A 24783-nucleotide genomic window follows, 5' to 3' on the forward strand; every position below is an offset into this window, starting at 1 on the left:
GGGTCGGGGGAATCGTCCCACGGCGGGGGAGACGACGACGCCCCCCGGTCCGGGGACCAGGGGGCGTCGTGGCGGAAGGGCGTCAGCCGCGGCTGGCCCAGACCGCGCGGCGGCTGTCGTACTCGACGAGGTTGCCGTCGTCCTGCATGACGAGCTTGTAGGGGCCGACCGACGCGGCGGGCGGGACGACCGACCATCCGCTCGTCGTCTCGGTGCCCACGGCGATCTGGCCGCTGGTGTCGAGGGCGAAGAAGCCGCCTGCGCGGGTGGTCTTCGACGCCCAGATCGGGCCGTTCTTGCCGTAGACGACGAAGTTCCCGTCCGCCTGCATCACAGCTCGGTAGACGCCGTTCGCGGAGCGGAGGAAGCTGCCCGCCTCGAGCGAGTTCGCCGCGTAGAGGGTGGTCGAGGGGAAGGCGGCCTGGCTGGTCCAGATCACGTCGTCGGACGGGTTCACGATGATCAGCGAGCCGGCGTTGTTGATGCCCAGGCGGAGGTCCTTGCCGCGCGTGCCCGAGAACCACTTGACGGAGCCGTCGGAGCCGTAGATGACGGCGTTGCCGTCCTTCTGCATGGTGATGCGGTTGCCGGAGCCGCCGGTGCCGGTGCCCCAGACGGCGCCCTGGGGGCCGTAGCCGACGAAGTTGCCGTCGTTCTGCATGACGGCGCTGAAGCGGCCGTCGGCGGAGGTGAGCTGGTGGACGGGGCGGAGGGTCTGCTCCGTGAACAGCGTGTCGGTCACCGGCTCGGCGATGACGCGGCGGACGCTGCTCGCCCAGGCGGGCGAGCCGTTCTCGCGGTAGACGACGAGGTTGCCGTCGGGCTGCATGATCACCGAGGCTCCCGCCTCGTTGATCGTGTTCGTGCTCCACACGGGGCCGCCCTTGGCGGAGTAGACGACCATGTTGCCGTCGGTCTGCATGACCAGGTGGTCGCCGCGGCCCTGGGTGTTCGTCGCGAAGGTGGGGCGGCCCTGCGGGTCGTAGACGACCGCGTTGCCGTCGGTCTGCATCCGGAACGAGTAGCCGTTCGTGCCCGAGACGATCCGCTGTCCGGCGGCCAGCTCCTCGCCGCCGACGAGGGCGTTGTAGTAGCTGACGGCCGCGCGGGCGGTCTGCTGGGCGGCCTCGGGCGACTCGCTCGCGGGAGCGAGGCCGGTCGGCGCCTCCTCGGAGGAGGACAGGGGCTTCTGCGGGTTCTCCGCGGCGAGGGCCGGGGTCGCGCCGAAGAGCAGGGCACCGGTCGCGACGAGCGCGATCAGCCCGGAGGCGAGGGGGCGGGGGGAGGGGGAACGCGTCATCGCAGGACTTTCTCGAGTGGCCGGCGGGGGCCGGAAGAGGGGGTACTCGATGCTCGCACGGCGGACGCACGAGTGGGACCGGAACGGGGGCCCTCCGTCTGGGGGACGCGCGGGAGCTGAGGTCCTCCGCGGGTCAGAGCGCCGGGAGAGGCCGCCTGAGAGCGTCCAGCCGCTTCCGCCAGGCGTCCAGGCGGCCCGGCTCCGCGGCGAGCGCCGGTCCGTCCGCCCAGGCGGTCGCCAGCCGCAGACCGTGCAGGGCGTTGGCCGTCCAGACCTCACGGCCCTCGAGCGACTCCGGCTCGGCCGGGGCCTCGATCACGTTCACGCTGAGCGCGCCGGCGAGCACCGAGACGGTGCGAGCCGTCACGCTGCGCACGCGGGTGCTCGTCGCCGGAGGGACGACCAGCGCGTCGCCCAGCCACCACAGGATCGCGCTGCTCGCTCCGTCGATGACGGCGCCCTCGGCGTCGAGCAGCACGGCCTCGTCCGCTCCCGCGGCGTGCGCGCGCGTCCGCAGGAGGGCGAGACGTGCGATGTCCGGCCCCTTCCAGGACGGTGTCCGGCGCGGATCCACGGGGCTCGTCCACAGCACCACGGAGCGGGTCGTCGGCGGGGCGGATCGCAGCCGGAGCCGCAGGGCGCCTCCCGAGAGCTCGACGCGGGGGAAGGAGCGGCCCTCGCGGGGCAGGGCGGCGATCGCGGCGTGGAGGAACGGCTCGACGTCCGGGTGCCCGCCCGCCGAGGCGACGGAGGCGGCGAACCGCTCGCGGTGCAGGTCGAGCCCGCGGACGCGTCCCTCGTCCACCAGCCAGGAGTCGGCCGCGTCCAGGGAGGTGCCGGGCGGCTCGGGAACCCTCGTCAGGGCCCGCCCGTCCCACTCCCGAACCTGCTCGCCGTCCACGACCGCCTACGCTAGCCCAGTGGTCTCGGAGGATCGGCACGTCCGCTCGATCGAGCTGCCCTGGGTCGATCCGGAGCTCGCGCACCACGCCCTGTTCGCCACGGCCGAGGCGTCGTTCTGGCTCGACTCGGGCCTCGGAGCGACGAGCGGCCGCTCCTACCTCGGCGCGTGCGCCCGCGGGGACGTGCTCCTCGTCGAGGCCGGCGGCGACGTGGCGGCGGCGCTCGCCGCGGTCGACGACGAGGCCCCGGCGGGCGACCGCGCGCTCGGCCGCTACGGCTGGATCTCCTACGAGGCGGGAGCAGCCTCCGTCTCCCTGCCCTCGGCGCCGACCGGCCCCGTGGATCCGCCGGCCCTCGCCCTGCTCCGGGGCGACCCCGTGCTCGAGTTCGACCACGGGGCCCGGACCGTCCGCCTGGTCGCCACGGGAGACGTGCAGGAGCTCACCGCGCGCCTGCTCGAGCTCGTCGGGGCGCCCGCCCCCGCGGACCCCGCGGATCCCGAGCCCGCCGGCGTCCCGGTCCGCCGCCACTCCGCCGCCGAGTACACGGCGCTGATCGGCCGCTGCCAGGAGGCCATCCGCGCGGGGGACGCCTACCAGCTCTGCCTCACCGACGAGATCGTCGTCGAGGGCCGGTTCGATCCGGTCGAGGCGTACCGTCGCCTCCGCCGCTCCAGCCCGAGCCATCACGGCGGGCTGATCCGCCTCGGCCCGCTCGCGCTCGTCAGCGCCTCGCCCGAGCGGTTCCTCACCGGCGGGGCCGACGGACGCGTCGCCACGCATCCCATCAAGGGCACGCGCCCCCGGGGCCGGGACGCCGACGAGGACCGCGCGCTCCGGGACGAGCTCGTCTCGAGCGTGAAGGAGCGGGCCGAGAACGTGATGATCGTGGACCTCGTCCGCAACGACCTCGCCCGGATCGCCGCCCCCGGCTCCGTCGTCGTCGACCGCCTGCTCGAGGTGGAGAGCTACCCGCACGTCCACCAGCTGGTCAGCGAGGTCTCGGCCCGCCGCGCGCCGGGCGTCGGGATCGCCGAGCTGATCGCGGCCCTCTTCCCGGCCGGCTCGATGACGGGAGCGCCCAAGCGCCGGGCGGTGGAGCTGCTGCGGGAGTGGGAGGGCGGTCCCCGCGGCGTCTACTCCGGCGCCTTCGGCCGCCTGGGCTCGGACGGCTCGCTGGACCTCGCGATGACCATCCGCACCCTCGTGCTCGACGGCGAGCGCGCCCGCCTGGGGACCGGCGGCGGCATCACCACGCTCTCGGTGCCGGAGGAGGAGGTCGAGGAGACGCGGCTGAAGGCGCGGGCGCTCCTCGCGGTGCTGGGCGCCGCCGAGGAGTGAGCGGGCGCCGCGTTCGTCTGCCGTGCGCGCGGGGCCAGTAGGGTTGATGGTCGAACGCAGCCGCCCACGCGTGCGCGTTCTCCCCCTCCTTCAGAAGTGAGAAGCACCTGTGGCAGAAGACACCTCCCGGCAGACCGGCGCGAGCGACGAGGAGCGCTACGACTTCCGAGCGCTCCAGGAGAAGTGGCTCCCGATCTGGGAGGAGACGCGCCCGTTCGCGACGGACGACCCCGACGACAAGCGCCCCCGCAAGTACGTGCTCGACATGTTCCCGTACCCCTCGGGCGACCTGCACATGGGCCACGCCGAGGCGTACGCGCTCGGTGACGTGATCGCGCGCTACTGGCGCCAGCAGGGCTTCAACGTCCTCCACCCGATCGGCTGGGACAGCTTCGGCCTGCCCGCCGAGAACGCCGCGATCAAGCGCGGGCTGAACCCGGTCACCTGGACCTACGACAACATCGAGCAGCAGAAGCGCTCGATGAAGCGCTACGCCGCGTCCTTCGACTGGGACCGCGTGCTGCACACCTCCGACCCCGAGTACTACAAGTGGAACCAGTGGCTGTTCCTCAAGATGTACGAGAAGGGCCTCGCCTACCGCAAGGACAGCTGGGTCAACTGGGACCCGGTGGACCAGACGGTCCTGGCGAACGAGCAGGTCCTGGCGGACGGCACCTCCGAGCGCTCCGGCGCGGTCGTGGTCAAGAAGAAGCTCACGCAGTGGTACTTCAAGATCACCGACTACGCCGACCGGCTGCTCGACGACCTGAACCAGCTCGAGGGCTCCTGGCCGTCGAAGGTCATCGCCATGCAGCGCAACTGGATCGGCCGCTCCATCGGCGCCGACGTCGAGTTCGAGATCGAGGGCCGTGACGAACGCGTCACCGTCTTCACCACGCGCCCCGACACGCTCTACGGGGCGACCTTCATGGTCGTCGCGCCCGACTCCGACCTCGCCTCCGAGCTGGTCGAGGGCTCCGAGCCCGCGATCCGCGACGCGTTCCGCAGCTACCTCGAGACGGTGCAGAAGTCGAGCGAGATCGAGCGCCTGACCGCCGACCGCCCCAAGACCGGCGTGTTCCTCGGCCGCTACGCGGTGAACCCCGTGAACGGCGAGCGGCTGCCGATCTGGGCCGCCGACTACGTCCTCTCCGACTACGGCCACGGAGCCGTCATGGCCGTGCCGGCGCACGACCAGCGCGACCTCGACTTCGCCCGCGCCTTCGACCTGCCCGTGCGCGTGGTCGTCGACACCAACGCCTCCGTCACCGGGGCGATCCCGGTCATCCCGGAGGACCCGGAGGAGCTGGCCGCGCTCGAGGAGGAGTACTCGCTCGACCCCGCCACCACCGGGGAGGCGCTGACCGGCGACGGCCGCCTGATCAACTCCGGGCCGCTCGACGGGCTCTCCAAGCGCACCGCCATCGAGCGCGTCATCAGGATGCTCGAGGAGCGCGGCCGCGGCCGCTCGGCCAAGAACTACCGCCTGCGCGACTGGCTGATCTCGCGCCAGCGCTACTGGGGCACCCCCATCCCGATCATCCACGGAGCCGACGGCGAGCTCGTGCCGGTGCCCGAGGACCAGCTGCCCGTCGTCCTGCCCTCCACCGACGGCCTCGACCTGCAGCCGAAGGGATCGTCGCCGCTCGGAGCGGCGGAGGACTGGGTGAACGTGCCGCACCCGGTGGACGGCTCGCCCGCCCGCCGCGACCCGGACACGATGGACACCTTCGTCGACTCCTCGTGGTACTTCCTCCGCTTCCTCTCGCCGAAGGACGACACGCAGGCCTTCGATCCGAAGCTCGCCGAGAAGTGGGCGCCCGTCGACCAGTACGTCGGGGGCGTGACGCACGCGATCCTGCACCTGCTGTACGCGCGCTTCATCACCAAGGTGCTGTTCGACCTGGGCTACGTGTCGTTCACGGAGCCCTTCACGGCGCTGCTCAACCAGGGCATGGTGCAGATGGACGGCGCAGCGATGTCGAAGTCGAAGGGCAACATCGTCCGCCTCTCGGACCAGCTGGACGAGTTCGGCGTCGACGCCGTGCGCCTGACGATGGCGTTCGCCGGCCCGCCGGAGGACGACATCGACTGGGCCGACGTCTCGCCCGGCGGCAGCGCGAAGTTCCTCGCCCGCGCCTGGCGCCTGGCGAAGGACGTCACCTCGAGGCCCGACGTCGAGTGGAAGTCGGGCGACGCGGCTCTGCGCCGCCAGACCCACCGCTTCCTCGCGGAGTCCCCGTCGCTGATCGAGGCGTTCAAGTTCAACGTCGTGGTCGCGCGGCTGATGGAGCTCGTCAACGCGACCCGCAAGGTCGTCGACTCGGGCGCCGGGGCCGGGGACCCCGCGGTCCGCGAGGCGGTCGAGGTGGTCGCGATGGCTCTCAACCTGTTCGCGCCGTACACGGCCGAGGACATGTGGCACCGCCTGGGCTACGAGGGCACCGTCGCGCACGCGCTGTGGCGCAAGGCCGACCCGTCGCTGCTGGTCGAGGAGAAGGTCACGGCGATCCTGCAGGTCGACGGCAAGGTCCGCGACCGGCTCGAGGTCTCGCCGAAGATCTCCTCCGACGAGCTCGAGGAGAAGGCGCGGGCCACGGCCGGCGTCGCCCGGGCTCTCGTCGGCCGCGAGGTCGTGAAGGCGATCGTGCGGGCGCCGCGCCTGGTGAACCTGGTGACGAAGGCGGTCTAGCCGCCGATCCGTCCCGACGGGGCTCCTCCTCTCGCAGGAGGGGCCCCGTCGTCCGTCCTGCGCCGGTGCTGCTCTCTCCTCCACAGGGAGGCGATCCGGCGGGCTGTCCCCGGATCGGTGTCGGCGGCCGCGCCGGGCGGTGACGCGGGTCCTACCGTCGGCGGATGCCAGAGACCAGCGGGACGGACGACGAGCAGTTGACGGCGCTGCTGCGGCCCCGCCGCGCCCGCCCGCGCTGGCGCGTGGGAGTGGGAGCGGCGGTCGTGCTCGTCATCGGCGCCGCGGTGGTCGCGGTGCTGCTCGCGGGAGCGCGGTCGAGCGGTCATGAGCGGGTCCTGGAGCCCGCCGTGTCGACGAGCGCGCCCGCTGCTGCGGCGGTCGAGTCGCTGTACGTGCACGTGGCCGGCGAGGTCGCCTCTCCGGGGCTGTACGTCCTGTCGCCGGAGGCGCGGGTGGCGGACGCGGTCGCCGCCGCCGGAGGGTTCCAGGAGTCGGCGGAGCGCGCGGCGGTCAACCTGGCCCGGAGGCTCGTGGACGGCGAGCAGATCGTCGTGCCGGCCGTGGGAGCGGCGCCGGCCGCGGCGGGAGCGGCTCCGGGCGGGGCCGCTCCAGGAGGAGCCTCCGCCGCCGGATCCGTGCTGAGCCTGAGCACGGCGACGGCGGCCCAGCTGGAGGAGCTGCCCGAGATCGGCCCGGCGACCGCGAAGAAGATCGTCGCCCACCGGGAGGCGAACGGCCCGTTCTCCTCCGTCGACCAGCTGCTCGAGGTCCCCGGGATCGGCGAGAAGACGCTCGCCGCGTTCCGCGACCAGGTCGCGCCGTGAGGAGCGTGCGGGCGGCGGACCTGCGGCTCCTGCCGGCAGCGGTGGCCGCCTGGACCACCGCGTGGGCGGCCGGGATGCTGCCGGTCGCGGCAGTGCTCGACGGGGGCCTCTCGTGGTGCGCCGCGGGCTGGGTGCTGCTCGGGGCGGCGTGCGTCCTGCTCCGGCGCGGCCTCGGCGGGCGGCTGGTCGGAGCGGTGCTCGTCGGGGGCGCGGGTGCCGCCCTCGCCCTCACCTCCGTCGTCGCCGCGGCGCCCGGTGACCACCCGGCGTCGCTGCGGGAGGCACAGGAGGATCGCGCCCTCACCCCGGTCACCGTGCGCGTCGACACGGGTGCCCGACCGCTCGCGACCGGGGGAGTGTGGTTCGACGCGACGGCGCTGCGGGTGGGAGACGCGTCGACCGCGGCCCCCGTCCGCGTGCTGCTCGCCGATCCCGGCGGTCGGCTGCCGGTGGGCGCCGAGCTCGACCTGGAGGCGCGTGCTGCGGCGCAGGAGGCGCCCGTCGGCGAGGCGACGATGCTGAGGGCGGCGTCCGTCGAGGACCGGCGCGGTCCCGGGGGAGCGGCGGCCGTCGCGGAGGTGCTGCGCGCGCGCTTCCTCGAGCGCGCGGCGCTGGTAGGCGGCGACGTGGCGGGGCTGCTGCCGGGCCTCGCGACCGGCGACACGTCCGCGCTCGACGCGGGGCTCGAGGAGGCGATGCGCACCGCGTCGCTCACCCACCTGACCGCCGTCTCGGGCGCCAACTGCGCCGTGGTGGTGGTCGCCGGCTGGACGATCGCGGCGCTCCTCGGCGCCGGGCGCCGCCTCCGGACCGTCGCCGCCCTCGCCCTGCTCGCCGGCTTCGTCGTGCTGGTGACCCCCGAGCCGAGCGTGGTGCGGGCCGCGGTGATGGCGACGGTGGTCCTCCTCGCGCGGCTCGGGCGTCGCTCCGGAGCGGCCGTGCCCGCCCTGCTCGCGACCGTCGTCGTGCTCGTGGCCGCCGACCCCTCGATCGCGGGGAGGCTCGGCTTCGTGCTGTCCGTCCTCGCCACCGCCGGACTCCTGCTGTTCGCCGAGCCGATCGCGGGCGCTCTCGGTCGAGTGCTGCCCCGGCCTCTCGCCCTGCTGCTCGCGGTGCCGACCGCGGCGCAGCTCGCCTGCCAGCCCGTGCTGCTGCTCGTGGACCCGTCGGTGCCGGTGTACGGAGTGCTCGCCAACCTGCTCGCCGAGCCCGCGGCACCCGCCGCGACCGGGCTCGGGCTCATCGGCTGCCTGCTCGCTCCCTGGTGGGACGGAGCCGCCGACGCGGCGATCCGGCTCGCCGCCGTCCCCGCCTGGTGGATCGCCTCGATCGCCCGCGCCGTCGACTCGTGGCCCGCCCCGAGGATCGCCTGGTGGCCCGGAGTGGGAGGAGCGCTCGCGCTCACCGTGCTGACCCTGCTCGGTCTCGTGCTGGTCACGCAGTCACCGCGGCTCGCGCGGGTGCGCCGGATCGCCGCCGTCGGGCTGGCGTGCGCGATCGCCGCCGCCGGCGGCACCACCGTCGCCACGCCGCTCCTCCGCGCCGCCTCGGTTCCCGAGGACTGGCGTGTCGCGATGTGCGACGTCGGGCAGGGCGACGCGGTCCTCCTCCGCGGAGACGCGGGCGTGCTGCTCGTCGACACGGGGCCCGAGCCCGCACCGCTCGAGGCCTGCCTCCGCCTGATGGGGGTGGACCGGATCCCGCTGCTGGTTCTCACTCACTACGACCTCGACCACGTCGGCGGGCTCCAGGCCGTCCTCGGACGGACCGACGCCGCGCTCGTCGGGCCCGCCGCGGGCCGCGACGACGAGCGCGACCGGGCGGCGCTCACCGGCGCGGGGGTCGCCGTGCAGGAGGCGGTCCGCGGCGACAGCGGCGCGCTCGGCTCGCTGCGCTGGCGGGTCGAGTGGCCGGAGCGGCGGAGCGCGCTGCGGGGCAACGAGGCGAGCGTGACCCTCCGGGTCGACATCGGCGCGGACGCCCGCGGCGGCCCGCTCTCCGTCGCACTCCTGGGCGACCTCGGCGAGCAGGAGCAGGGGCGCGTCTCCCGGCTGCCGGTCGGCCGGGTCGACGTCGTCAAGGTCGCGCATCACGGCTCCGGCGACCAGTCGCCCGCCCTCTACGACGCGCTCGGCGCGAGCGTCGGGCTGATCTCCGTCGGGGCGGAGAACGACTACGGTCATCCGAATCCGTCGCTCCTCGCTCTGCTGGCCGAGCGCGGGGTCGAGGCGCTGAGGTCGGATGTCGAGGGTACGGTCGTGCTCGCGTCCCGCAGCGACGGGATCGCGGTCTGGGTGAGCGGCGCGACGGCTCCCGCGGCGGCCTCGGGGCGCCGTGAGCGGGCCGTAGGGTGGAGGGCGCTCGGACGGGCGCGGCACGGAAGGACACGGCATGGCAGGCAGGGCCCCGGCGCGCGCGAAGGCAGCGCCCTCGAAGGCGGCGATCCCGCAGCTCGCCTGGAACCAGACCCGGCCGGCGCCGATCGTGCTGATCACCGGCCCGGAGCAGTTCCTCGCCGACCGCGCGCTGCGCTTCCTCCGTGAGTTCCTCCGGGCCGAGGATCCGAGCCTCGAGGTCAGCGACATCGACGCCGGCGGCTACGCGCCGGGGGAGCTGCTGACGCTCGCGAGCCCGTCCCTCTTCGACGAGCCCCGCTTCATCCGCGTCTCGAACGTCGAGAAGTGCACGGACGCGTTCCTCCTCGAGACCCTCGACTACCTCTCGGCGCCCGCGGACGGGGCGACCCTGGTGCTCCGCCACGGCGGCGGCAACCGGGGCAAGAAGCTCCTCGACGCCATCCGCTCGGGCACGGGCGGCGGCATCGAGATCGTCTGCGCCGAGCTCAAGCGCGAGAGCGACAAGGTCGACTTCGCGATCGCCGAGTTCCGCACCGCCGGCCGCACGGCGACCACCGGTGCCGTCCGAGCCCTGGTGTCTGCCTTCTCCGACGACCTCGACGAGCTCGCGTCGGCGTGCCAGCAGCTGCTGTCCGACGTCACCGGCGAGATCACCGAGGCGACCGTCGCGAAGTACTACGGCGGCCGCGTCGAGACCACGGCCTTCACCGTCGCCGACTCGGCGATCGCGGGCCGTCACGGCGAGGCGCTGCTCGGGCTCCGCCACGCCCTCGCCTCCGGTGCCGACCCGGTACCGATCGTCGCCGCGTTCGCGAGCAAGCTGCGGACCATGGCGAAGGTCGCCGGCTCGCGCGAGGGCTCGGGCCAGGTCGCCTCGCGTCTGGGCCTCGCTCCGTGGCAGGTGGACCGGGCCCGGCGCGACCTGCAGGGCTGGACCGGCGAGGGCCTCGGCACCGCGATCCTGACGGTCGCCGACGCCGACGCGAACGTGAAGGGCGCCACCCGCGACCCCGTGTACGCCCTCGAGCGCATGGTCTCCGTCGTCTCCGCCCGGGGCCTCTGACCCGCCCGAAAGGCCCTGCTCCCGCGATCCGCACCGACCTCGTCCCCGGCGGTTCTCGGTACGCCGCTCCGCGGCCTCTCGACCGGCACCAACCAAGGGGATCATCTTCCCTCGCAGGGTCGCGCCGCGGCCGACGAAGAGTCGGACGACGACCCCGCAGGGTCACCGGCGATCCGCGTGTCAGCGGATCGTCGTACCCGGAACGCTCCCCGCTCCTCCCACCGCGACCACCCTTGGAAGCCGACTGCGCGACGGGCGACGAGGCACGAGGAGCCCGTCGAGATCGGTACGGCCCACCGGCGATCCGCGTGTCAGCGGATCGTCGTACCCGGAGCGCTTCCCGCTCCTCCCGCCGCGACCACCCCTGTAGGCCGACTGCGCGACGGGCGACGAGGCACGAGGAGCTCGTCGAGATCGGTACGGCCCATCGCCGATCCGCGTGTCAGCGGATCGTCGTACCCCGAAACGCTCTCCGCGCCTCCCCCCGCGACCCTCCGCGGTAGCCGACCGGGCCGCAGCCGATCGAGAGCCGGACGATGCCCTCGCAGGGTCACCGGCGATCCGCGTGTCAGCGGATCGTCGTACCCGGAACGCAGGACAATCCTCCCACCGCGACCACCCCTGTGAGCCGACCGCGCGACGGCCGACGAGGAACGAGGAGGCCGTCGACCGCGAAGCTGCAACGACGAAGGGCCCGGCCAATGGCCGGACCCTTCGTCGTTGCAGCTTCGCGCAGTACTACAGCGCGGCGACCTGCTTCGCGATGGCCGACTTGCGGTTCGCGGCCTGGTTCTTGTGGATGACGCCCTTGCTGGCGGCCTTGTCGAGCTTCTTGGCGGCGAAGGCGAGGGCGGTGCCGGCCTTCTCGGTGTCGCCGGCGGCGATGGCGGTGTGGACCGAGCGGATGGCGGTCTTCAGCTCGCTCTTGACGGCCTTGTTGCGCTCGTTCGCCTTCTTGTTGGTGAGGTTGCGCTTGATCTGCGACTTGATGTTTGCCACGTGGATTACCTTCTTCTCGGATGTGCGTGTGTGCAGCCGGCTACTCGACGGAGTGCCCCTTCCGCGGGCGTCTGAACGCCCTGCGGTGCGACTGGAGGTCGCCGGCTTCTGATCACTCCACGCCTGCCGGGTGTCCGGAGGGGGAGCGCAAGCCAACAAGGAACTTTAGCGCACCCGTCGTCACCCTTCAACCGCGCCGCGCCCGCGGGTGCGGTGCCGTCCGGGTCGGGGCCGCCGGGGCGACACGCCGGGGGAGGCGGACCGCCGTGGCGTCTCGCGGTCCGGGCCCGCCGGTAACGTGACGCCGGTGCCCCGTCTCGCCGATCACCTCTCCGCGGTGCCGCCCTCGGGCATCCGCCACCTGTTCGAGATCGCGCTGCGGCTCGACGGCGTGACGCTCCTCGCGGTGGGCGAGCCCGACGTGCCGACCGCGCCGCACATCATCGAGGCGGCCCGGGCGGCGTGGGCGGCCGACGACACCCGCTACGGGCCCAACGGCGGCGTCCCCGAGCTCCGGCGGGCCATCGTGGAGAAGCTGGCGCGGGACAACGGCATCGAGGCGGACGTCGAGCAGGTCTGGGTGACCGTCGGCGCCACGCAGGCGCTGCACCAGGCGATGACGCTCCTGCTCGGGCCCGGCGACGAGGTGCTCATCCCCGACCCGGGCTACACCGTCTTCACGACCAACGCGCGGACCATCGGCGCCGTGCCCGTGCCGTACACGCTGCGCGCCGAGAACGCCTTCCTCCCCGATCCCGAGGAGGTCGAGCGCCTGATCACGGACCGGACCCGCGTCCTGATCGTCAACAGCCCGTCCAACCCGCTCGGCGTGGTGTTCCCGAGGGAGGTCCTCGAGCGCCTGCTCGACATCGCCCGGCGCCACGACCTGTGGGTGCTCAGCGACGAGGTCTACGAGTACTTCACCTACGGGCGCCCGCACGTGAGCCTCGCGGCGATCGCGCAGGAGCGCGGGGACGACGCCGACCGCGTCCTCAGCGTCTTCTCCTTCTCGAAGACCTACGCGATGACCGGCGTCCGCGTCGGCTACCTCGTGACGCCTCCCGGCTTCACGTCGATCATGGCCACGGTGCAGGAGGCGGCGATCAGCTGCGTCGCCACTCCGGACCAGCGCGCCGCCCTCGCCGCTCTGACCGGGCCGCAGGACGCGGTGGCCGCCGCCTCCGACCACTACCTCGCCAACCTGCGGCTCGCGACGGGCGTGCTCGACGAGCGGGGGATCGCCTACCGCGAGCCCGAGGGCGCGTTCTACCTGTGGATCGACATGGCGCACGCGACCGGCGGGGACGTCGCCTCGTGGGTCGAGTCCTTCCTCCTCGAGACCCTCGTCGCCGTCGCACCCGGCAGCGCCTTCGGCCGCACCGGCGAGGGCTGGATCCGCGTCTGCCTCGCCGCGGATCCCGCCGCGCTCGAGCACGGGCTGCGCGCCCTCCCGGCCCCGGTGCGCGGATGAGCGCCGCCGAGGTGCTGGTCCGGCGCGTCCGGGCCCAGGAGTACGACGAGGTCTCGCGCCTGCGGCTCGCCGCCTACGCCCACGACTACGAGCTGGGGGAGGAGTACGCCGCCGACGTCGCCGCGGTCGCCCGGCACGACGTCGAGGGCGAGGTCTGGGTCGCCGTCGAGGGCGACGGGCGGATCCTCGCGACGGTCACCACTGCGCGCCCGGGCGCGAACCTGTACGAGCTCGGCCGCCCCGGCGAGCTGGACTGGCGGCTGCTCGCCGTCGCCCCGGAGGCACGCGGGCGGGGTCTCGGGCGGCTGCTCACCGAGTTCGTCGTGATGCTCGCCGCCGAGCGGGGCCTCCAGCGGGTCGTGATGAACAGCGGCACGCTGATGACCACCGCGCACGCCCTCTACGAGAGCATGGGCTTCGTCCGCCTCGGCGAGCGGGAGAACCCGCCCGGCGTCGAGCCCACCCGCACCTACGGACTCGATCTGTAGCCGCCGGTCCCGGCCTCCGCCGCCGGGCATGGGACACTGGTCCCACGATGTCTCCACGTGCACACTCCGGGCTCGAGCCCGCCGCGACCGATCCGGCGTCCATCCGCAACTTCTGCATCATCGCCCACATCGACCACGGCAAGTCCACCCTCGCCGACCGGATGCTCGGCATCACGGGTGTCGTCGAGGACCGGGCGATGCGCGCGCAGTACCTCGACCGCATGGACATCGAGCGCGAGCGCGGCATCACGATCAAGTCGCAGGCCGTGCGGATGCCGTGGGAGCGCGACGGGCGCACGTTCGCCCTGAACATGATCGACACTCCGGGGCACGTCGACTTCTCCTACGAGGTCAGCCGCTCGCTGGCGGCCTGCGAGGGCGCGATCCTCCTGGTCGACGCGGCGCAGGGCATCGAGGCCCAGACGCTCGCGAACCTCTACCTCGCGCTCGAGAACGACCTCACGATCATCCCTGTCCTGAACAAGATCGACCTGCCGGCCGCGGACCCCGAGAAGTACGCGAAGGAGCTCGCGAGCCTCATCGGCGGCGACCCGGACGACGTCCTCCGCGTCTCCGGCAAGACCGGCATGGGCGTCGAGGCGCTGCTCGACCGCGTCACCGAGCTCATCCCGCCGCCCGTCGGCGACCCCTCCGCCCCTGCGCGCGCCATGATCTTCGACTCCGTGTACGACGCCTACCGCGGGGTCGTCACCTACGTCCGGATGATCGACGGCAAGCTCTCGCCGCGCGAGAAGATCCAGATGATGTCGACCCGCGCCACGCACGAGATCCTCGAGATCGGCGTGTCGAGCCCCGAGCCCGTCGCGACGCAGGGTCTCGCGGTCGGCGAGGTGGGCTACCTGATCACCGGTGTGAAGGACGTGCGCCAGTCGAAGGTCGGCGACACCGTCACCACGGCGTCGAAGCCCGCGACGCAGGCGCTGCCCGGCTACACCGAGCCGCTCCCGATGGTCTTCTCGGGCCTGTACCCGATCGACGGCAGCGACTACCCGGACCTGCGCGAGGCGCTCGACAAGCTCAAGCTCTCGGACGCGGCGCTCGTCTACGAGCCCGAGACGTCGGTGGCGCTCGGCTTCGGCTTCCGCTGCGGGTTCCTCGGCCTCCTGCACCTCGAGATCATCACCGAGCGCCTGCAGCGCGAGTTCGGTCTCGACCTCATCACGACGGCGCCCTCGGTCATCTACGAGGTCTCGACGGAGGACAAGAAGACCGTCACCGTCACGAACCCGAGCGAGTTCCCCGTCGGGAAGATCGCCGCTGTCACGGAGCCGATCGTCAAGGCCGCGATCCTCGCGCCGAAGGACTACGTCGGCACGATCATGGAGCTCTGCCAGAGCCGCCGCGGGACCCTGATCGGCATGGAGTACCTGGGCGAGGACCGGGTCGAGATCCGCTACCACATGCCCCTCGGCGAGATCGTCTTCGACTTCTTCGACAACCTCAAGTCCAAGACCGCCGGCTACGCCTCGCTCGACTACGAGCCCGCCGGCTCGCAGGAGGCCGACCTCGTGAAGGTCGACATCCTGCTGCAGGGCGAGCAGGTCGACGCGTTCAGCGCGATCGTGCACCGGGAGAAGGCCTACGCCTACGGCGTGCTGATGACGGGGCGCCTGCGCAAGCTGATCCCGCGTCAGCAGTTCGAGGTGCCGATCCAGGCCGCCATCGGCGCCCGGATCATCGCCCGCGAGTCGATCAGCGCGATGCGCAAGGACGTCCTGGCCAAGTGCTACGGCGGCGACATCACCCGCAAGCGCAAGCTCCTCGAGAAGCAGAAGGAGGGCAAGAAGCGGATGAAGATGGTCGGCCGCGTCGAGGTCCCCCAGGAGGCGTTCATCGCCGCGCTCTCGGGTGACGTCGAGACCAAGGACAAGAAGTAGCGCGAGCCCCGTCGCCGGCGCCCGTCCCCCCTCCCGGACGGGCGACGCACCCCCCCCGTCCGGGATATCGTGTCCTCGGGGATTGCGGCGCCTCACAGCGGACCGGTAGCTTTCGGACGCCAGGACGCGGCCGTGGATCGGGATCGATCCGCATGGGGGGCTGCAGCGTCGACGACCGGTCCTCCACCATGACGAAGGGTGGTAGTCCGTGGTGCCTACGAGCACGAGGAAGCGCTGGATCAGGACGGGGGCGGCGCTCGCGAGCATCGCGGCCGTCGCAGCGGGATCGCTGGTGGCGGCAGGGCCGGCCTCCGCAGCGAACAAGGTGATCCCGGTCGCGCCCGCGCCGTACTCCTGGTCGGACAACGCCCGGTTCGGCGGCACCGAGCCGCTGCTGGTGCCCGGAGACGCGACCACGCTGACCGTCGAGCTGCCCGACTCCACCGCTCCCGACACCTTCACCGAGTGGTCGCACCCCGGCTACCGGGTCGTGACGTGGCAGCTGAGGAGCACCGCGACGGACCTCGCGAGCGGCGAATCCGTCGTCGACACCGCCACCAACTCGATCGACATCCCGATCGGGCGCGCCGCCGGCTCCTTCGGCGGCACCTCGCTGTCGCTCCTCCTGAACGGTTCCGAGAAGAAGGCGGCCGACGCCTACGCTCCGTCCGGCATCGACCGGACGGGCTTCGTCCTCGCCCTCTCCGCCGACCTCCAGGTGACTGCTGCGAGCGGGTCAGCGGAGGCCGACCTCGACCTGTCGACGTCCACCTCCTCCGGGCGCGCCGGCGGCGAATTCTGGGCCGGCGGCGGCACTGTCACCGAGGCCGGCGCGGGCGACGTCATCGTCCTCGACTCTGGTGTCCCCGGCTTCTTCGACCTCGCGGGCCTCAGCGCCACGGTCGGAACGGAGGACGGTGGCCGCCTGAAGGCCGTCCCCAAGGTCGTGCAGGACGGCCGGGGCATCGCGATCACCCCGACCCAGGAGTTCTTCGACCGCTACCTCACCTTCAGCGACACGACGCCGCTCGGCGCCCCGTCGGTCGAGGTGAAGGGACTCAGCCGCGGCGGGGAGCAGCCTTCCGGCACCGGCGTCATCGTGCGCGCGCCGCTGCGCGTCGTCCCGTCGACCACCACCCCGACGCCGGGCACCGGCCTGGAGGTCGTCCGCCTCGCGGGCACCGACCGCCAGGGCACCGCGGTCGAGATCTCGAAGGCGACCTTCGACACCCCCGGCGTCCCCGTCGTCTACATCGCCACCGGCGCGAACTTCCCCGACGCGCTCAGCGCCGGTCCCGCCGCCGCGAAGCAGGGCGGCCCGCTCCTCCTGGTCGACCGCGACTCGGTGAGCCAGGTCGTGCGCGACGAGCTCACCCGTCTCAAGCCCCAGCGGATCGTCGTCGTCGGCTCCGACCTCAGCGTCAGCGACGCCCTCGCGACCGACCTCGGCCAGTACGCGAACGGGAGGGTCTTCCGCCTCGGAGGCACCGACCGCTACGACACGTCGCGGAAGATCATCGAGAGCGCCTTCGGCACCTCGCCGAAGGGGGCCTGGCTCGCGACCGGCGAGAAATTCCCCGACGCGCTCAGCGCCACCGCCGCCGCGGGCAAGAACTCCGCCCCCGTCGTCCTCGTGAACGGCGGCCTCCCGGCGGCCGACCCGACCACTGTCGGGATCCTGACGCGGCTCCGGCCTCCGGTGCTCACCATCGCGGGATCCGAGCTGTCGGTCAGCGCCGGCATCCAGAACTCCCTCACTGTGCCGGGGGGACCCACCGTGAGCCGCATCGGCGGGGTCGACCGCTACGACACCTCGGAGCAGCTCAACCGGACGGCCTTCCCCCGCGGGTCGGAGACCGTGTTCCTGGCCACCGGAGAGAACTTCCCCGACGCCCTGGCCGGAGCCGCGGCCGCCGGGCGCACGGGGAGCCCCCTCTTCGCCGTGCCCCCGACCTGCGTGCCGGTCAAGGTGCTGCAGGGCATCAAGGCAGGCGGAGCGACGCGCATCGTCCTCCTCGGCGGCACCGGCACCCTGTCGGACGCCGTCGCGAAGCTGACTCCCTGCAGCTGAACCGACCCGCACCACGACGAGGGCCCTCCTCCCGCTCCGGCGGGGGAGGGCCCTCGGTCGTTCCCGGCTCGGGACGCCGACGGTCGGATACGCTGGGTCGGATGGACAGCACCACCCGGCGCGCGGACTCGACGCGCGCCGCGCTCGAGGAGTCCGGGAAGAAGGTCGGGACGTGAGCATCCGCCGCTCCAACTTCGAGGGCCAGCCGCAGGTCACCTACGCGGCGGTCGGCGGCACTCTGGCACCCGACCTGCTCGAGTACCCGCCGGACGGCTTCACGGCCGAGCGCTTCGAGGCCCGTCTCGGCTCGGGCGACGAGCGCTTCGCCATCACCACCGCCTCCCTGATGACCTGGGGCGTGCAGCGCGGCAGCGGCATCGAGGTGACCGACATCACCAGCGGCAGCGGCGTGCAGTACACCGGCGTCAACTTCGACGCGGCGGGCACCCCGATCGACCTCGTCAGCCGGCCGACGGAGGAGCACTTCGCTCCCGACGGCACCCCCTACATCACCGCCGGCGTGACCGCCGTGCTCCGCGTGACCCTGCTCGGCCGCGTCTTCGACGCCCCGGTCCGCGTGGTCTACGTCGTCGACGAGCCCGACCAGGTCGGCTTCGCCTACGGCACCCTCGAGGGCCACCCCGAGAGCGGCGAGGAGTCCTTCGTCGTCGAGAAGCGCGCGGACGACTCGGTCTGGCTCGTCATCCGGGTCTTCTCGCGACCCTCCACCCGCCTCTACCGCCTGGGCGCGCCGGTGCTGCGCGCCGTGCAGAAGCGCCAGGTCGCCAAGTACCTCCGCGCGCTGCTGCCGGCGCGCGTCAGCTGACGTGGGGAGCGCCCTCCCGATCGCCGATCCTGCTCCGCTCGACGGCGGACTGCCCGCGTCCGTCGTCGACGGCGTGGAGCAGCGGGACCTCGGCCTCTACGTGCACGTGCCGTTCTGCCGGGTCCGCTGCGGGTACTGCGACTTCAACACCTACACGGCGACCGAGCTCCGCGGGGCGAAGCAGCAGGACTACGCCGACGAGGCGATCACCGAGATGGCTCTCGGTGCCGAGGTGCTCGAGCGCGCGGGCCTGCCCCGGCGCCCCGCCCGCACGGTCTTCTTCGGCGGCGGGACGCCCACCCTCCTGCCCGCCGGCGACCTGGTGCGGATGCTGGACGGCCTCCGCACCCACTTCGGGGTCGCGCCCGACGCTGAGATCACCACCGAGGCGAACCCGGACTCCGTCGATGCCTCCTACCTCCGCGCGCTGGCCGAGGCGGGCTTCACCCGCGTCAGCTTCGGGATGCAGTCGGCCGTGCCGCACGTCCTCGCCACGCTCGAGCGCACCCACGACCCGGAGCGGGTCCCGCTCGTGGTCGAGTGGGCGCGGGAGGCCGGCCTGCAGGTCAGCCTCGACCTCATCTACGGCACGCCGGGGGAGTCCCTCGCGGACTGGGAGCGGTCGCTCGACTCCGCGCTCGCCAACCGGCCGGACCACCTCTCGGCCTACGCCCTGATCGTGGAGGACGGCACGAAGCTCGCCCGGCAGATCCGCCGCGGCGAGGTCGCGACCCCGGACGACGACCTCACCGCCGACATGTACGAGCTCGCCGACGCGCGCCTGACCGCTGCCGGGTACTCCTGGTACGAGGTCAGCAACTGGGCGCGCGACGACGCCCACCGCTCCCGGCACAACCTCTCGTACTGGCTCGGCCACGACTGGTGGGGCGTCGGTCCCGGCGCGCACAGCCACGTCGGAGGCGTGCGCTGGTGGAACGTGAAGCACCCGGCGGCCTACGCCGACCGGCTGAGCACCGGGGTCTCGCCCGCTGCCGGGCGGGAGACGCTCGACGCGGGGACGCGGCGGGTGGAGGACGTGCTGCTGCGCTCGCGCCTGGCGGACGGGCTGCCCATCGACGCGATCGACGCCGATCGGCGCAGCGAGGTGGCGGGGCTCATCGCCGACGGCCTCGTCGACGGCCGGGCGGCGCTCGGCGGCCGGATCGTGCTGACCCTGCGCGGCCGTCTGCTGGCCGACGCGGTCGTGCGCCGCCTCACCGACGGCTGAGGCCGGATCCCGGGGCGGCCGGCGCACCGCCGCCCCGGTGCCGCGGCTACTTGAAGAACGGGATGCTGAGCGGGTACGTGTAGTACTCGCCCGCGCTGGCGCGCACCGAGGCGATGATCGCGAAGACGATCACCAGGATCGGCACGACCAGGAACACGATGAAGCCGACGAGGACGAAGGACAGGATCGTCCCGGCGACGTAGGCGATCAGCGTCGTCAGGTGGAAGTTGAGGGCCGTCTTGGCGTGCGCCTCGAGGAACGGTCCGCGCCCCTTGAAGACCAGGAAGACGATCAGCGAGGGCAGGAAGCTGAAGAAGATGCCGGTCACGTGCGTGACGATCGCCCAGGTCTTCTCGTCCGCCGGGTTCAGCGGCGGAGCCGGGGTTCCGTAGACGGGGGGCGGGGGAGGGGTGGCCGACATGATGGTCTCCGTTCCGGCGGCGGCGACGGGCGTCCCCCGTGCGCTCGGCGTCCATCGTGGCATGCGGCGACTCCCTCCGCACCGGGCCGCGCGGGACCTCCTCCTCGGGGATGACGGGGCTCCTCCCCGCGGCCCTGCAGGAGTGCACCCCGGCCGATCCCCGCGCAACCCCGCCGGGCGGTCCGCCTCCCGGTTATGATTGGCACTCAGAGTTGCGGAGTGCCAGGCTCCGCGCGGCGTCAGCGCCGCAGACGGTCGTGCCCGCGGGCACTCGGAGTCCGGCGGGAGGTCGGTCGTATGGTCACGGAGCGCGGTCTCCAGGTCCTGCGCGTGATCGTGCAGGACTACGTGGCGAACCGGGAGCCGGTGGGCTCCAAGTCGATCGTCGAGCGCCACGCGTTCGGCGTCTCGGCCGCCACCATCCGCAACGAGATGGCCCAGCTGGAGGAGGAGGAGCTGATCGCGGCTCCGCACACCTCGTCCGGCCGCGTGCCGACCGACAAGGGCTACCGCCTCTTCGTCGACCAGCTCGCCGACCTGCGCCCGCTGACCTCCGCGCAGCGCCAGGCGATCGAGACGTTCCTCGGGCAGAGCCCGGACCTCGACGAGGTGCTGGTCAAGACCGTCCGCCTGCTCTCGCAGCTCACCAACAGCGTCGCGCTCGTGCAGTACCCGTCGTTCGGGGCCGCGCGGCTGCGCCACGTGGAGCTCGTCGCCCTCGCTCCCCGCCGCCTCCTGTCGGTGCTGATCACCGACACCGGCCGGGTCGACCAGCGCGTGCTCGAGACCCCGGAGGACGTGGACGACGCTCTCCTGGGCGAGATCCGCGCGAAGCTCAACACGGCCGTGCTGGGCCTCGGGCTCCAGCAGGCGGCCGAGACGCTCGGCTCCGTCGCGGAGCGCTTCAGCCCCGAGCGGCGCCACGTGCTGACGCCGATCGTGCAGACCCTGCTCGAGCAGGTCGGCGCCAACCGGCAGGACCGCCTGGTCATGGCCGGCGCCGCCAACCTCGTCCGCACCGAGGAGGACTTCTCGGGCAGCATCTACCCCGTGCTCGAGGCGATCGAGGAGCAGGTGGAGCTGCTGCGCCTCTTCGCCGAGATGACCCCGGACCCCCGGGGCATCTCGGTGCGCATCGGCCGCGAGAACGCGCCGTTCGGGCTGCAGGAGACCTCGGTGCTCACGAGCGGGTACAACACCGCGGGCGGCCAGGTCTCGCGCCTGGGCGTGCTCGGCCCGATCCGGATGGACTACTCCGGCAACATCACCGCGGTGCGCGCCGTCGCCCGCTACCTCTCCCGCCTCCTCGGCGAGGAGTAGGCCCGACCTCCCGGCCCCCGCCGGATCCCCCCGGTGCGCCGTGCCCGGCCCACCGACCCACGAACGAAGGACGAAGCCACCTGTGGCCGATCACTACGAAGTGCTGGGCGTCGACCGCGACGCCTCCGCCGACGAGATCAAGAAGGCGTACCGCCGACTCGCCCGCGAGCTGCACCCCGACGTCAACCCGAGCGCGGACGCCTCCGAGCGCTTCAAGCTCGTCACGCACGCCTACGACGTCCTGAGCGACGCCCAGCAGCGGGCGCAGTACGACCGCGGGCCCCAGGAGGGCTTCGGCGGCGGCGGCCAGGGCTTCGGCGGGTTCGGCGACATCTTCGAGACCTTCTTCGGGCAGGGCGCGCAGGGCTCGTCCCGCGGGCCGCGCTCCCGCCGCGAGCGCGGCCAGGACGCCCTGCTGCGCGTGGAGGTCTCGCTCGACGAGGTCATCTTCGGCACCCACCGCGACCTCGAGGTCGACACGGCGGTGCTCTGCGAGACGTGCCAGGGCTCGTGCTGCCAGCCCGGCACCTCGCCGGTGACCTGCGACATCTGCCACGGCTCCGGCCAGATCCAGCGCACGGTCCGCTCGCTCCTGGGCAACGTGATGACGGCGAGCCCCTGCGGCACCTGCCGCGGCTACGGCACCGTCATCGCGACCCCCTGCTCCACCTGCCAGGGCCAGGGACGCGTCCGCGCCCGCCGCACCATCCCCGTCGACGTCCCCGCGGGAGTCGACACGGGCCTGCGCCTGCAGATGCCCGGCAGCGGCGAGGTCGGCCCGGCCGGCGGCCCCAACGGCGACCTGTACCTCGAGATCAAGGTCAAGCACCACGACGTCTTCAGCCGCAACGGCGACGACCTGCTCTGCACCCTCGAGGTGCAGATGACGGACGCGATCCTCGGCTCCACGGCGTCGCTCAAGGCGCTCGACGGCGACATCGAGATCGAGATCAAGCCGGGCACGCAGAGCACCGAGATCGTCACGATCAAGGGACGCGGAGTCACGCGCCTGCGGGGCAGCGGACGCGGCGACCTCCGCATCGGCATCCAGGTCGTCACCCCGACGAAGCTGGGCCACCGCGAGCGGGAGCTGGTCCAGGAGCTCGCGAAGCACTACAAGCCGCAGAAGCCCGCGCTGACCCACTTCCAGCAGGGCCTGTTCTCCAAGCTCCGCGACCGCTTCCTGGGCTGAGCCCGTGGCGCACCACTACATCGACGAGTCGCTGGACTCCGGCGGCTTCGTCGTCGGGGGCCGGCTCGCGCTCACCGGCGCGGAGGCACGGCACGCCGCGACCGTCAGCCGGATCCGCGCGGGCGAGAGCGTCCGGGTCGGTGACGGGCGCGGACTCGTCGCGACCGCGGTCGTCGAGAGCGCGGAGCCGGCGCGAGTGGTGCTCGTCGTGGAGTCGATGCAGGAGTCCCCGGTTCCGTCCCCGCGCCTTGTCCTCGTCCAGGCCCTCGCGAAGGGCGACCGCGACGAGCTCGCCGTGCAGGCGGCGACCGAGCTCGGGGTGGACGAGGTCGTCCCGTGGCAGGCCGCGCGGTCGATCTCGCGGTGGTCGGGCCCGAAGGAGGAGAAGGGGCGCGAGCGCTGGCGGGCCATCGTGCGCGAGGCGAGCAAGCAGTCGCTGCGCCCCCGGGTGCCCGAGGTCGCGCCGCTCGAGCAGGTGCGCGGTCTCGTCGCGCGCGCCGCGACGTCCCGCGTGCTGGTCCTCGAGCCCTCGGCGCAGGCGCGGCTCTCCCAGGTGGTCCCGGACGGACGCGACCTGGTGCTCGTCGTCGGGCCCGAGGGCGGCATCGCTCCGGAGGAGCTGCGGCTGCTCGCGGAGGCGGGCGCCGAGGCCGTCGCGCTCGGCGACTCCGTCCTGCGCACCTCGACCGCAGGTCCCGCTGCCATCGCCGTCCTCTCGGCCCGCCTGGGCCGCTGGTGACGCTCCTCCACAGCCGCCTCGGGGCGCCGGAGCAGGGTGCCGTGGGCGAACGCGGCGCCCGTCGCGCACGGGCCCCGTTTAAGATGAGTGCATGAGCGAACCCACCGTCTTCACGCGCATCGTCCAGGGCGAGATCCCGGCCGATGTGGTGTTCGAGAACGAGCGCATCCTCGCGATCACCGACATCGAGCCGAAGGCGCCCGTCCACCTCCTCGTCTTCCCGAAGACCCAGGAGCACGCCACGGTCGCCGCCCTCGCCGCCGCCGATCCCGCCCTGCTCGCCGAGATGGTGCAGGTCGCCCAGTCGCTCGCCGACGCCCACAGCAACGGTCAGTTCCGCCTCGTCTTCAACTCCGGCGAAGAGGCGGGCCAGACCGTGTTCCACGTGCACGCCCACGTCCTGGGCGGCCACCAGACGGAAGGCTCCCTTGCCACCGGTTGAGAACACGGGCGCGAGCCCCGACGAGCGTCCCGCCCCCGGCGCGGACGCGTCCGAGACGACGCGGCGCGTCGTCGCCGTCGACGGAGTCGCGATGGTGCGCCTCCTCGGACCCCAGGACCGCCTCATCCGAGCGGTCGAAGGACGATTCCCCGATGTCCGGGTGCACGTGCGCGGCAACGAGGTGACGCTCGACGGCGAGCGCGAGCCCGTCGCCGCGGCGACGCGCCTTGTGGAAGAACTGGTGCGCATGACCGCGAGCGGGCACGATCTCGACCCGGAGGGCGTGCGCGAGTCCGCCCGCATCCTGCAGAACGGCGGGCCGGTGAGCCCGGCCGAGGCGTTCGGCCAGGCCATCCTCACGGCACGCGGACGGAGCGTGAGGCCCAAGACGCTCGGGCAGCGCGAGTACGTCGACGCGGTCGATCAGAACACCATCGTCTTCGGCATCGGCCCGGCCGGAACCGGCAAGACCTACCTGGCGATGGCGAAGGCCGTGCAGTCGCTGCAGCGCAAGGAGGTCGAGCGGATCATCCTGACCCGCCCGGCGGTCGAGGCGGGGGAGCGGCTGGGCTACCTGCCCGGCTCGCTCACCGACAAGATCGACCCGTACCTGCGCCCGCTCTACGACGCGCTGAACGAGATGATGGACCCCGAGATCGTCCCGAAGCTGCTCGCGGCCGGCACGATCGAGGTCGCTCCGCTCGCCTACATGCGCGGGCGCACGCTCAACAACTCGTTCGTCGTGCTCGACGAGGCGCAGAACACGACGCCCGAGCAGATGAAGATGTTCCTCACCCGCCTCGGCTTCGGCTCCAAGATGGTCGTCACCGGCGACATCACCCAGGTCGACCTGCCGACCGGCGCGAGCGGACTCCGTCTCGTGACGCGCGTGCTCGACGGCATCGACGACATCCACTTCTCGCGCCTGACCAGCGAGGACGTGGTGCGCCACAGCCTGGTCGGCCGCATCGTGGACGCGTACACCGAGTACGACCAGCAGAAGCAGGCGCAGCACTTCGAGCGCGAGCAGGCCCGGGAGTTCGCGAACCGCGCCGAGCGCCGCGGCCAGGCCGCCCGCCCGCCCGGCGACCGCCAGCCTCCGCGCGGCTGAGCCCGCCCGCCCCTCCCGAACCGAGGCGGGTGAGGAACATCTTCATCTGCTCGGGCGTCGTGTTCTGCGCCTCGTCGAGCACGACGAACGAGTTGTTG

20 protein-coding genes and 1 pseudogene are annotated in these 24783 nt (G+C 73.0%); 16 read left to right on the forward strand and 5 right to left on the reverse strand.

What is annotated here, in order from left to right:
* Positions 1-82: 82 nt before the first annotated feature.
* Positions 83-1300 (reverse strand): hypothetical protein, encoded by a 1218-nt coding sequence (locus C5C37_RS04815; RefSeq protein ID WP_104251260.1) that lies wholly within the window; start codon positions 1298-1300, stop codon positions 83-85.
* 133 nt (positions 1301-1433) lie between these two features.
* Positions 1434-2201, reverse strand: a complete 768-nt coding sequence (locus C5C37_RS04820; RefSeq protein ID WP_258074038.1) for an aminotransferase class IV — start codon at positions 2199-2201, stop codon at positions 1434-1436.
* A gap of 19 nt (positions 2202-2220) precedes the next feature.
* On the opposite strand from C5C37_RS04820, the gene C5C37_RS04825 reads away from it, so the two are divergent.
* The 5 genes from C5C37_RS04825 (at position 2221) to holA (ending at position 10479) form a co-directional block, all read left to right on the forward strand.
* On the forward strand, positions 2221-3543 hold the full coding sequence (locus tag C5C37_RS04825; protein WP_104338543.1) for an anthranilate synthase component I family protein: 1323 nt from the start codon (positions 2221-2223) through the stop codon (positions 3541-3543).
* 109 nt (positions 3544-3652) lie between these two features.
* Entirely contained in the window at positions 3653-6235 is a 2583-nt protein-coding gene (leuS, locus tag C5C37_RS04830; RefSeq protein WP_104338544.1) for a leucine--tRNA ligase, read from the forward strand.
* A 164-nt stretch (positions 6236-6399) separates the two neighbouring features.
* A complete protein-coding gene (locus C5C37_RS04835) occupies positions 6400-7059 on the forward strand; it encodes a ComEA family DNA-binding protein (protein ID WP_104255142.1) in 660 nt (219 codons plus the stop codon).
* Entirely contained in the window at positions 7056-9602 is a 2547-nt protein-coding gene (locus tag C5C37_RS04840; protein ID WP_146085186.1) for a ComEC/Rec2 family competence protein, read from the forward strand. The genes C5C37_RS04835 and C5C37_RS04840 overlap by 4 nt, the downstream gene beginning before the upstream one ends.
* Positions 9502-10479, forward strand: coding sequence for a DNA polymerase III subunit delta (holA, locus tag C5C37_RS17805; RefSeq protein ID WP_258065692.1), 978 nt, complete (start codon positions 9502-9504; stop codon positions 10477-10479). The genes C5C37_RS04840 and holA overlap by 101 nt, the downstream gene beginning before the upstream one ends.
* A gap of 738 nt (positions 10480-11217) precedes the next feature.
* Here holA and rpsT read toward each other — a convergent pair.
* Positions 11218-11478 (reverse strand): 30S ribosomal protein S20, encoded by a 261-nt coding sequence (rpsT, locus tag C5C37_RS04850; RefSeq protein ID WP_097165711.1) that lies wholly within the window; start codon positions 11476-11478, stop codon positions 11218-11220.
* A 307-nt stretch (positions 11479-11785) separates the two neighbouring features.
* Between rpsT and C5C37_RS04855 the strand changes: the two genes are divergently transcribed.
* The 6 genes from C5C37_RS04855 (at position 11786) to hemW (ending at position 19460) form a co-directional block, all read left to right on the forward strand.
* Positions 11786-12949 carry a pyridoxal phosphate-dependent aminotransferase gene (locus C5C37_RS04855; protein ID WP_104338546.1) on the forward strand — a complete coding sequence of 388 codons (1164 nt, stop codon included), beginning with the start codon at positions 11786-11788 and terminating at the stop codon, positions 12947-12949.
* Positions 12946-13437: a GNAT family N-acetyltransferase gene (locus C5C37_RS04860; protein ID WP_104223126.1), complete on the forward strand. Its 492-nt coding sequence runs from the start codon at positions 12946-12948 to the stop codon at positions 13435-13437. Before C5C37_RS04855 ends, C5C37_RS04860 begins: the two co-directional genes overlap by 4 nt.
* A 47-nt stretch (positions 13438-13484) precedes the next feature.
* Entirely contained in the window at positions 13485-15335 is a 1851-nt protein-coding gene (gene lepA, locus C5C37_RS04865) for a translation elongation factor 4 (RefSeq protein ID WP_104223127.1), read from the forward strand.
* Positions 15336-15543: 208 nt separating this feature from the next.
* Complete coding sequence (locus C5C37_RS04870) at positions 15544-17406, forward strand: cell wall-binding repeat-containing protein (RefSeq protein ID WP_104338547.1); 1863 nt, start codon at positions 15544-15546, stop codon at positions 17404-17406.
* Between the two features lie 172 nt (positions 17407-17578).
* The gene (locus C5C37_RS04875; protein WP_244229440.1) at positions 17579-18232 is read left to right on the forward strand and encodes a DUF1990 family protein; all 654 of its coding nucleotides are present in this window, start codon (positions 17579-17581) and stop codon (positions 18230-18232) included.
* 1 nt (position 18233) lies between these two features.
* Positions 18234-19460 (forward strand): radical SAM family heme chaperone HemW, encoded by a 1227-nt coding sequence (gene hemW, locus C5C37_RS04880; RefSeq protein WP_104338548.1) that lies wholly within the window; start codon positions 18234-18236, stop codon positions 19458-19460.
* Between the two features lie 46 nt (positions 19461-19506).
* On the opposite strand, the gene C5C37_RS04885 is transcribed toward hemW, so the two are convergent.
* Positions 19507-19881, reverse strand: coding sequence for a DUF4870 domain-containing protein (locus tag C5C37_RS04885; RefSeq protein WP_104223130.1), 375 nt, complete (start codon positions 19879-19881; stop codon positions 19507-19509).
* Positions 19882-20178: 297 nt separating this feature from the next.
* Between C5C37_RS04885 and hrcA the strand changes: the two genes are divergently transcribed.
* From hrcA to C5C37_RS04910, 5 genes are all read left to right on the forward strand, one after another.
* Positions 20179-21201 carry a heat-inducible transcriptional repressor HrcA gene (hrcA, locus tag C5C37_RS04890; RefSeq protein ID WP_104223131.1) on the forward strand — a complete coding sequence of 341 codons (1023 nt, stop codon included), beginning with the start codon at positions 20179-20181 and terminating at the stop codon, positions 21199-21201.
* A gap of 82 nt (positions 21202-21283) precedes the next feature.
* Positions 21284-22393 (forward strand): molecular chaperone DnaJ, encoded by a 1110-nt coding sequence (gene dnaJ, locus C5C37_RS04895; RefSeq protein ID WP_104225203.1) that lies wholly within the window; start codon positions 21284-21286, stop codon positions 22391-22393.
* Between the two features lie 4 nt (positions 22394-22397).
* Positions 22398-23132: a 16S rRNA (uracil(1498)-N(3))-methyltransferase gene (locus C5C37_RS04900; RefSeq protein ID WP_104248360.1), complete on the forward strand. Its 735-nt coding sequence runs from the start codon at positions 22398-22400 to the stop codon at positions 23130-23132.
* A gap of 91 nt (positions 23133-23223) precedes the next feature.
* Positions 23224-23574 (forward strand): HIT domain-containing protein, encoded by a 351-nt coding sequence (locus tag C5C37_RS04905; protein ID WP_104225201.1) that lies wholly within the window; start codon positions 23224-23226, stop codon positions 23572-23574.
* Positions 23575-23665: 91 nt separating this feature from the next.
* Positions 23666-24685 (forward strand): PhoH family protein, encoded by a 1020-nt coding sequence (locus C5C37_RS04910; protein ID WP_104225204.1) that lies wholly within the window; start codon positions 23666-23668, stop codon positions 24683-24685.
* Positions 24686-24698: 13 nt separating this feature from the next.
* Here C5C37_RS04910 and C5C37_RS04915 read toward each other — a convergent pair.
* A pseudogene (locus C5C37_RS04915) lies at positions 24699-24783 on the reverse strand (PhoH family protein); the annotation flags it as partial.

It is taken from the genome of Rathayibacter sp. AY1F9, assembly GCF_002932155.1.
In the GTDB taxonomy this organism is placed as follows: domain Bacteria; phylum Actinomycetota; class Actinomycetes; order Actinomycetales; family Microbacteriaceae; genus Rathayibacter.